Origin of the sequence: Achromobacter insolitus (genome assembly GCF_002209555.1) — a bacterium.
Lineage (GTDB): Bacteria > Pseudomonadota > Gammaproteobacteria > Burkholderiales > Burkholderiaceae_B > Achromobacter > Achromobacter insolitus.
The window spans coordinates 358095-367759 of sequence record NZ_NJIF01000001.1; the positions used below are offsets into that span (position 1 = coordinate 358095).

The 9665-nt window shown below is 66.4% G+C and carries 5 protein-coding genes; all 5 read left to right on the plus strand.

Going from position 1 to position 9665, the window contains the following annotated elements; all coding sequences use genetic code 11:
• The first annotated feature begins 76 nt into the window (after window positions 1–76).
• Window positions 77–1231, plus strand: coding sequence for a non-hydrolyzing UDP-N-acetylglucosamine 2-epimerase (wecB, locus tag CEY08_RS01685; protein WP_042792497.1), 1155 nt, complete (start codon window positions 77–79; stop codon window positions 1229–1231).
• Between the two features lie 34 nt (window positions 1232–1265).
• On the plus strand, window positions 1266–3479 hold the full coding sequence (locus CEY08_RS01690; RefSeq protein ID WP_088607568.1) for a cellulose biosynthesis cyclic di-GMP-binding regulatory protein BcsB: 2214 nt from the start codon (window positions 1266–1268) through the stop codon (window positions 3477–3479).
• Window positions 3480–3497: 18 nt separating this feature from the next.
• Window positions 3498–5201: a glycosyl transferase family protein gene (locus tag CEY08_RS01695; protein ID WP_088607569.1), complete on the plus strand. Its 1704-nt coding sequence runs from the start codon at window positions 3498–3500 to the stop codon at window positions 5199–5201.
• On the plus strand, window positions 5198–7522 hold the full coding sequence (locus tag CEY08_RS01700) for an NfrA family protein (protein WP_076815718.1): 2325 nt from the start codon (window positions 5198–5200) through the stop codon (window positions 7520–7522). The genes CEY08_RS01695 and CEY08_RS01700 overlap by 4 nt, the downstream gene beginning before the upstream one ends.
• Before the next feature lie 388 nt (window positions 7523–7910).
• A complete protein-coding gene (locus CEY08_RS01705) occupies window positions 7911–9650 on the plus strand; it encodes a ShlB/FhaC/HecB family hemolysin secretion/activation protein (RefSeq protein WP_167380348.1) in 1740 nt (579 codons plus the stop codon).
• The last annotated feature ends 15 nt before the right edge of the window (window positions 9651–9665 follow it).

Here is a 9665-nt window from a genome sequence, read left to right on the forward strand (position 1 = left end):
TGTCACATATTACGAAAACTTTCAATCCATAATCTACGCAAGAAAATGCCACCGGCGTAGGGGGCCCGCTCTTGTGATGAAAGTCCTTTCGATATTCGGGACCCGTCCCGAAGCAATCAAGATGGCGCCGCTGGTGTCCGCCCTGCAAGGCGAGCCCCAGATCCAGAGTGTCGTCTGCGTGACGGGCCAGCATCGCGAGATGCTGGACCAGGTAATGGCGCTGTTCGATCTGCGGGCGCAGCATGACCTGGACATCATGGTGCCCAACCAGACGCTCAACGGCCTGTACGCGCGCTTGATCAGCCGGGTGGACAGCGTGCTGGAAGCGGAACAGCCCGACTGCGTGCTCGTCCATGGCGACACCAGCACCGCATCGGCCTGCGCGCTGGCCTCGTTCCATCGCCGCGCGCGCATCGGCCACGTCGAAGCAGGCCTGCGCACCGGCGACCTGGCCAAGCCCTTCCCCGAGGAAATGAACCGCCGCGTGGTCGATGCGGTGGGCGACTGGCTGTTCGCGCCCACGGCGCAATCGCGCGGCAACCTGCTGCGTGAAAACCTGGCGGGCCGCATCACGGTCACCGGCAATACCGTGATCGACGCGCTGGCCATGACGTGCGCCAAGCTCGCTCCGGAAGGCGCGCTTGCACAGCAGCTGGCGGCGCGTTACGGCTGGCTGGATCCGCAGCGCCGGCTGCTGCTGGTCACCGGGCACCGGCGCGAGAGCTTCGGCGACGGTTTCCGCAACATCTGCGCCGCCCTGGCAGAACTGGCGCGGCGCGAGGATCTGCAGATCGTCTATCCCGTGCACTTGAATCCACAGGTGCGCAACGTGGTGATGACGCAGCTGGATGGCTTGTCGCGCGTGCACCTGATAGCCCCGCTGGATTACCTGGACTTCGTCTGGTTCATGCAACGCGCCTATCTGATCCTGACCGACTCCGGCGGCGTACAGGAAGAAGCGCCCTACCTGGGCAAGCCAGTGCTGGTGATGCGCGACGTCACGGAGCGCCCGGAAGCCGTGCAAGCCGGCACTGTAACGCTGGTGGGCACGGATACCGGGCGCATCCTCGCGGAAGTGAACCGGCTGCTCGACAACCCGGATCTCCATGCCTCGTTCTCCCGCCGTATCAATCCGTATGGCGACGGCCACGCCAGCCAGCGCATCGTGGATGCGCTCTGCGGCCGTGCGGTATCCGAATTTTCATTGCCAGGACCGGCCGCGGCCCGTTAATGGCCGCCCTACGTATCCCATCTCCGGAGCCCTCATGCCCAAAGCCCCGCATTTGCACGCAACCCGCACCCTGCGCCGCGCCTTGATCGCCGCGGGGTTGCTGCTCCCGCTGGGAGCGCTGGCCAGTCCTGCGGGCGATGCCTTGCGGCGCTTGGGGGGCGACGATTGGGTCACGCGAGACACCAGCCTGGAAGACCTGGGCATCCGCGAGCCCGTGGTGCTGAGCGACAGCGATGCGCGCCAGGAGTTCTACCTGCCCGTGCCCCGCGGCGTGCCGATAGCCGACGCCACGCTGGACTTCGATGCGCGGTACATCAAGGGCGAGCCAGGCCGCGCCAGCATGGTGCTGTGGGTGGACGGCGTGCCCCAGACCGCGCAACGCGTCGCCGACGGCGAAGGTTCCGCCACGCGCAAGCTCAACGTGGAACCGCGCGTGCGCGACACCGGCTTCGTGCGCCTGGCCGTGGACTGGCAATCGGAGGTTGCGCAGCGCCAGTGCGAGAGCAACCGCGCCACGGCAAACGCCTTGATGGTTTCGCCGCGGACGCGCCTGAGCTATCGCTACGCGCCCTCGTCCATCGGCAGCCTGGACGAGGCCTGGAGCATACTGCCGGGCAAAGCCGTGCTGATGGTGGCGGGCACAAAGCTCGACCAACAGGCGTTCGACAGCGCCTGGCGCATGGGCGTGGCGCTCGAACGCAGCGGCAAGCGCGTCACGGTGCGGGCCTTCCCCTCGGTGGGAGACGAGATCGACACGCGGGGCCTGCAGGCCCCGAACGGACTCGGCCAGGTGCCCGCATTTGCGGCCCTGGTGGGCAATGACAAGCACAAACTGGCCAGCCCCGCCGAGATCGGCGCGTTGCTGGTCATGGGCGCGCCCGCCGTCAGCGGCGACGTGGTCATCGCGGATGCCGCGCTGCGCGCCCGGTACAACGAGGCGCTGGACGCCTTGCAGGCTCAGTTGGCGCAGGACGCCGATGCTGCCGAGGCCTTCAAGGCATGGCGCCAGCGGCGCATGCCTTTGGCCGGCCAGGACCTGCAGCCCAAGGAAATCCGCCTGTCGCCGCTGGGCCGGCAGGCGGTGATCGCGGTCGCCGCCGACGCCGGCGCACAGGGCGCGGGCGCCTTCGACACCGCCTGGCGCCGCATCCTCGTCACCCGTCAGGCGCAGGTCAAGGCGGCCGAACCGCCGCAGTCGCTTGGCCAGGACGGCATGCGCCTGACGACGCTGGGGGGATCATCCGCCAGCTTCGACGTCGTCGCGCGCGGCGACTGGAACGCGACATTTCCGCTGGCCGCCGTCTCCGCGGACGGCAGCATGCCCGACGAGCTGGTCATGGACCTGGCCGCCGCGCCCGGCGCCTCCGCCACCCGGCCCGTCGCCTCGGTGTTCTGGAACGGCATCCTGCTGGCCGCCAAGCAGATGGACGCGGACGGCCATCCCGAGCGCGTGACGGCGCGCGTGCCCGGCTACGTCCTGGGCTCGACCAACGCGGTGCGCGTCACCTTCCAGCGCCAGCCGGTATCGGTGGACTGCAACGAAATCCCGCAGGGCTATCCCGTCAACGTGCTGCCCACGAGCTACGTGAAGCCTGGCCGCGCGCAGCCGGACGGCACCTTCGTGGGGCTGTTGCCGCTGCTTGCCGGCAGCCCCCAACTGCTCGTCCCCGACACCTATCTGGCGGATGCGCCGGCCAGCATCCAGCGCGTGATCGGGATCGCCGCGGCCAGCGGGCTGTCGGCCACGCGCGCGACGCTGTCGCTGACGCCGGCAGGCCAGGCGGCCAAGCCCGGCGGGCCTTTCGTGGCGATGGAAGTGGCGCTGGACGGCGCCAAGCCACTCGTCAAGGTTACGGATCGCAAGCAACTGACCGTGGACGGCAAGAGCGCGCCCTGGCTGGACGTTTCCGGGCTGGACAACCTGAGCACGGCCGAGGTCGTCCGGGCGGGCGGCCAGGACGGCCTGCTGTGGCACACGCTGGGCCAGCGCCCGGCAATCCCGCAAGCGCCCTTCGTGCTGAACCGCGGCAACATCGCCATCATCGGCGCGGCGGGCCCGTTGGCCTGGATCGACAGCGCCAACCCCGGGGCCGGCCAGCCTCCGGGCGCGGGCGCCAGCGCCTTCTTCGAATGGCGCCGCTATCTGTCATGGAGCGTGCCGGCCCTGAGCGTCGGCCTGCTGGTGCTGCTCCTGATCCTGATCGCCGCGTTGCGCATCACCCGCAGGAAGAACAAGGAAAGCAAGTAACCCGGAGGCGCTGGCGCCATGTCCTCGCTTTACTGGCCCTACCTCATCGCCGACTACTACCGCGGACTGGAGATCGTGACGGCGGTGGTCGGCGTCATCATCCTGCTGTCCAGCCTGGACGACTTGTTCATCGATGGCTGGTTCTGGCTGCGCGAACTGCGCCGCGGGCTGACCGTCAAGCGCCAGTATGCGGCGCTGACCGCGGAGCAACTGCGCGCCAAGCCGGAACAGCCGCTGGCAATCATGGTGCCGGCGTGGCTGGAGTACGACGTGATCGCGCCCATGCTCGAGAACATGGTGTCCACGCTGGAATACAAGAACTACATGATCTTCGCGGGCACTTACCAGAACGACGAGCGCACGATCAAAGAGGTGGAGCGCATGCGGCGGCGCTACCGCCAATTGATACGCGTGGAAGTCCCGCATGACGGGCCGACCTGCAAGGCCGACTGCCTGAACTGGATCGTGCAGGCCATCTTTGCGCAGGACACCCGGCAGCCCGTGCCCTTCGCGGGCGTGATCCTGCACGACAGCGAAGACGTGCTGCACCCGCTGGAACTGAAGTACTACAACTACCTGCTGCCGCGCATCGACTTCATCCAGTTGCCGGTGACCTCGCTTGAGCGGGAATGGCACGAATTGGTTGCCGGCACCTACATGGATGAGTTCGCGGAATGGCACACCAAAGATCTGGTGGTGCGCGAGAGCCTGTCCAAGATGGTGCCGTCCGCCGGCGTGGGCACCTGCTTCTCGCGCCACGCGCTGCAGGAGCTGGCGGCAGAAACGAACAACCAGCCCTTCAATACGGATACCTTGACCGAAGACTATGACATCGGCGCGCGCCTGGCCCAGCGCGGCATGCGCCAGATCTTCGGCAAGTTCGAGGTCGAGTACGTGACCCGCCGCCGCTCCTGGTTCGGCCTGGGGCGGGAAAAAATCTCCACCATCAAGATGCCGCTGGGCGTGCGCGAATATTTTCCCAACACCTTCCGCACGGCGTACCGGCAGAAGGCCCGCTGGACGCTGGGCATCGGCCTGCAAGGCTGGCAGCAGGTGGGATGGACGGGATCGCTGGCCACCAAGTATCTATTGTTCCGCGACCGCAAGGGCCTGTTCACTTCGTTCATCGCGATACTGGCCTATCTGCTGCTGGCCAACTTTTTCCTCTTCTACCTGGCTGACCGCTTCGGCTGGTGGAAGGTCTACTACCCTTCCTACTTCCGCCCCGGCGGCTGGCTGGTGACGCTGATGTGGCTGAACGCGGGCGCCCTGTTGCTGCGCGTGGTGCAACGCGCTTATTTCGTCGGCCGCATGTATGGCTGGGAACATGCCCTGCTCTCCATGCCCCGCATGATCGTGGGCAACTTCATCAATGCCATGGCGGCGGCGCGGGCGTGGCGCCTGTTCATCGTCCACCTCGTCACCGGCAAGCGGCTGGCCTGGGACAAGACCATGCATGACTTCCCTTCCACCGACCAATTGGCGCAGCAGCGCCAGCGCCTGGGCGACCTGCTGCTGTCCTGGCAGGCGATCGACCACCAGATGCTGGAACAGGCGCTGGAGATCCAGGCGCGCGAGAAGCGGCCGCTCGGCGAAATCCTGATGGAGCACGGCTGGCTCGACGAGAAAACGCTGCACGAAGCCCTGTCATTCCAGCAAGGCGCCCCGACGCAAACCGAGCCCCCCGCGGATCCGCTATCGCACAGGCCCACTTCTCCATGACCGTCATTTCCCGTTCGCTGGCTTTTTCCGCCTTGCTGCTGTGCGCGGCGGCGGCGCCCGAAGCTGCCGGGCAAGCCGCGGCTGCCGCCGAGCGCCCCCTTGAAGGCGACGCCTACCAATTAGCCGACCAGGCCTACAAGCAATACGATGCGGGCCACTACGAAACCGCCCAAATCATGGCGGAGAACGCCATCCGCCTGCGGCCGGACGTGGCCCGCCTGCGGTTGCTGCTGGTATACACCCTGGAAAAACAGGGCAAGCGGCAGGAGGCCGTGCGCGCCGCGGACGCGGCGATAGCCGCAGGATTGGACACGGCCGAGCTGCGCCAGGCAAAGGCCAATCTGCAACGCCCGACAGCCGTGGCCGTCCCCGCCGCCCCGCCGCCTCCGCAAACGCCCACGCAAACGTCCGCCGCGCAAACACCCGCGACGCCTCGCAAGCCCGCGCCGCAGACTCCATATCAACGGGCATATCCCGTAGCGGCGCGCGCCTATGCGGACTATGCGCGCCAGGATTACGCCGCAGCAGCCGCGGGCGCCGAGCGCGCCTTCCGCGCTGTCCCCAGGCAAGGCGAATGGGCCTTGCTGTGGGTCGAATCGCTGGGCGCGCAGCAACGCTATCTGGACGCCAGCCAGGCCGTCGACACGGCGCTGGCGCTGGGCGCGCCTAACAAGGCCGCGCTGCAGGCCAGGCAACAGGCGTTCGAACGCCAGCTCGCGGCAAACCAGGCGCCGGCCGCGCCCGCTCCGGGCAGCGCCGCCGCTGCGGGCGCCTATGCAGCCTACGACAAAGGCGCCTACCAGGAAGCCATCGTGCTCGCCCGCCAGGCGGTGGCCGAGGCGCCGGACAACGAGAGCTACGCCCAACTCCTGACGACCACGCTGGCCGCAGGCACTACCGCGCAAGTCGCTGAAGCACAAGCCCGGCTCAGCGACGCAATCGCCCGCCAGCCGGACTCGGCCCAGTTGCTTGCGCAACGCGGTTATGCGCGCCAGCGCCTGGGCCAGCCCGCGGGCGCGGCGTCCGACTTCGCGGCCGCGCGCGCAACCGGCCAGGCGCCGCCCCGCCTGATCCTGGACCAGGCCTATGCGCAATCCGCGATGGGCGACAATCGCGCCGCCACGGACTCGCTCAAGCAGGCCATCGACATGGACGACGCGGGCCAACTGGGCCTGACGCCGCTTGAGCGCTACAACACGCGCAGCGCGGTCGGCGCCCTGTCACGCGAATGGGGCGGCTCCTTCTCCGCTTCCTATCGCGGCGCGAGGCCGGCCAGTTCCAGCCTGGGCGGAGCCGCCATCAACACGCCGGGCGACGTCATCTTCAGCACCGCGGAGATCTTCTGGCGCCCGCCCCAACTGAACAACCGCTGGGGCATGCTCGAGGCCTACGCGCGCAGTTCCAACACGCTGTACGACAGCGGCAGCACGTATGAGTCGCGCCGCAACGTGGATCCCTGCACTGGAGAAAGCACGCCGGACGAACGCTCCAACGAAGAACGCTTCCGCAACAACAGTACGGCGTCCGGCATTCCCAGCACCATCGGTGCTCTGGGCCTGCGCTATCTGCTGGCCGATACCGGCGTGACCTTCGGCATAGAACGGCGCTTCTTCCTGGGGTCCGCCACCCGCCAAGGCTATGCCTATCCCGAATCCAGCGCCGTGCAGTGCGCGGCCCAGCAGGCCTTTCACAACGCGTATCCCAATCTGCAGGACCAGAGCGCCGTGGCGCGCTACAAACTCAATGGCAATGCCGGCGGCTGGATGTCCTACGTGACTTACGGCTATTACCAGGGCCGCGAACTGCGCGTGGACGTGCCGAGCTGGCTCACCATCGAAGGTTATGCCCAGGCCGGCTACGCCTGGGATGACAACAGCGCCCGCTATACGGCCTACTCGGTGGACTCCAAAGGCCAACGCCAGCAGGAACTGGGCAGCTCGTCGGGCCGCCTCAAGCGCGACCAGGCTTTCCTGTCCGGCGAACTACGCGTGGGCCGCAGCTTCCGCGCCACCAGCATCAGCGACAAGCTGGTCCTGTTTCCGTATGCCGTCATTGGCGCCGACTGGCTGTGGCAGAAAAGCGTGGCCAAGCTCGACGACCTGGCTGGTTACGGCAGCCAGTCCGTGGTCCTGTCCGACCATGATTCCTCATGGTCGCTGGGGGTGGGGCCGGGATTCAACGTGCGCTATTGGTTCCGCGAGGACCACTACAACGCGCCGCGCTCCTATCTGGACTTCGGCGTCCAGTACCGGGCCAGCCTGGGCGGGGGTGAAAGCGACCGCGCCAAGGGCTGGTTCATGAATATGACGCTGTCGTATTAAGGCGTCGCGAGCTTGCCGGATACGCCGGCGGTCAGGGCGACCATCGATGCCGAGTGGCTGAGACTAAATATTTAGAAACAGATATAGCCAAGGCTTGGTAGCTGTCAGGGCTTACCCGCACATTTCATCAAATTGTTTCATCGTTCTGACGAGGCTCCGAGGGCGGCAGCCGGCCTCGTCCCTGGTCCGGTCTGCGGACATGTCTCCCCATGAATCCGAGGGAATTAACCGGATCGCTTCTTGCCAATAGGGTGTGAAGAATATCGAACACTCGGCAATAAAACGACATAAACAACAACCCAAAAGAATATTGTTTACTCGGTCTTGAAAAATATATCAAATAGCGTCAACTGATTCCAAATGTAAGAAAATCGCCGTCCGAGTGCCCATGCCGCGCCCCTCCCAATCTCGCCGTCCTGCCGTCTTCACCCCGTTCCTTTTCCCCTTGCATACAGGCTTCGCCGCCTTGGCCCTGGCGCTGAGCACCGCCCCGGCCATAGCCCAAAGCCTGCCGGTCCAACTGCATTTGCCGTCCGCTGCCGAGCCGGGCCGCCCGCTACCGCAACCCGTGATGCCGGAAAGCACCCCCTCCGCACCGGCGGTGAAGGTGCAGCAAGGCAGCGCGACGGAGGCGCCCGCGGGGGCTGAGAAGCTGAGCTTCACCCTGACGCAGATGCAGGTCGATGGCATCACGCACTACCCCGCCGACGCCGTGCGTCCGATGTACGACAGCTTGTTGGGCAAGACGATCACCGTGGCCGATGCCTTCAAGGTGGCCAATGACATCGAGCTGCTCTATCGCAATGACGGCTATGTCACGACCCGTGTCATCGTGCCGGAGCAGACCATCGAAGGCGGCCGCTTCCGCATCGTGGTGATCGAGGGCTACATCGCCGACGTGAAGTACGACGGCGACATAGGGCCGGCCCAGGCGGCGGTCGAAAAGCTGGTGCAGCGCCTGCGTGGCGTACGCCCGATCAACGTGGCGGAGGTCGAACGGCAACTGCTGCTGGCCAATGACCTGAATGGCATGACTGTGCGAGCGTCACTGGAGGCCTCGCCCAAAGAGGTAGGCGGATCGGTACTGGTCGTGCACAGCGAGCGCAAAGCCGTGGATGCGCGCCTGGGCATGGACAACCGCGCTTCCCCGTACCTGGGATGGAGCGAAATGACCGGACAGGTCTCGCTGAATTCCTTCGGTGCGCGGGCCGACACGCTGACGCTGACGGGCACGCTGGGCTTTCCCGCCTACCGGAGCAAGGCCGTAGCCGCCAACTACAACATGCTGGTCTCCGACGACGGCATGACCTTCGGACTGGCTGCAAGCAACGCCAAGAGCGAACCGGGCCGCGAACTGGCCCCGCTGAACGTCGCCAGCGACGTGCAGGCCTACTCCGCCACGGTCACATATCCCCTGATCCGTTCGCGTCTGGAGAACCTGCGCGCCTTCGGTACGTTCGACGTACGCAACGTCACGTCCGACATCACCGGCGCTCCCTTCACGCGCGACCGGCTGCGCGTCCTGCGCGCCGGCATGAGCTACGACCGCACCGATAGCTGGAACGGCATCACCGCTGTGCGTGGCACGGTGCACCAGGGCCTGGGAATCATGGGCGCCTCGCAAGAGGGATCCGACTTGGCGTCCCGCGTCAATGGCCGCCCCGATTTCCTGAAGCTCACCGCGGAAGTGACCCGCCTGCAACAGCTGTCGGAACGCGTCAGCCTGGTGGCCACGTTCGCGGGACAGTACAGCGCCAGCCCGCTGCTGGCCAGCGAAGAGTTCGCCCTGGGCGGGCCGAACTTCGGCCGCGGCTACGACGATGGCGAAATGTCGGCCGATTCCGGCGTGGCGGCCTCGCTGGAACTGCGTTACGCGGTTTCCTCCGACAACTTCCTGCCGCTAGGCGCGCATGTCTACTCCTTCGTGGACGGCGGCCGCATCTGGTCTCGCAGCGAAAGCGCGCCCCTGACGCGTTCCAAGGTTTCTTCTCTGGGCGCGGGCATGCGCGCCAATCTGGCCAAGAACCTGTACGCCACGCTTGAAGTGGCCAAGCCCACGAGCTCGGACGTCCTGACCCAGGGCAACAAGAACCCCCGCGTGTTCTTCAGCATCTCGGCGCAGTACTAAGCAGCGAACAAGAAG

Coding starts and splice junctions, on each gene's coding strand:
- CEY08_RS01695 (WP_088607569.1), top strand. CDS start 3,498: ATGTCCTCGCTTTACTGGCCCTACCTCATCGCCGACTACTACCGCGGA.
- CEY08_RS01705 (WP_167380348.1), top strand. CDS start 7,911: ATGCCGCGCCCCTCCCAATCTCGCCGTCCTGCCGTCTTCACCCCGTTC.
- CEY08_RS01690 (WP_088607568.1), top strand. CDS start 1,266: ATGCCCAAAGCCCCGCATTTGCACGCAACCCGCACCCTGCGCCGCGCC.
- CEY08_RS01700 (WP_076815718.1), top strand. CDS start 5,198: ATGACCGTCATTTCCCGTTCGCTGGCTTTTTCCGCCTTGCTGCTGTGC.
- wecB (WP_042792497.1), top strand. CDS start 77: ATGAAAGTCCTTTCGATATTCGGGACCCGTCCCGAAGCAATCAAGATG.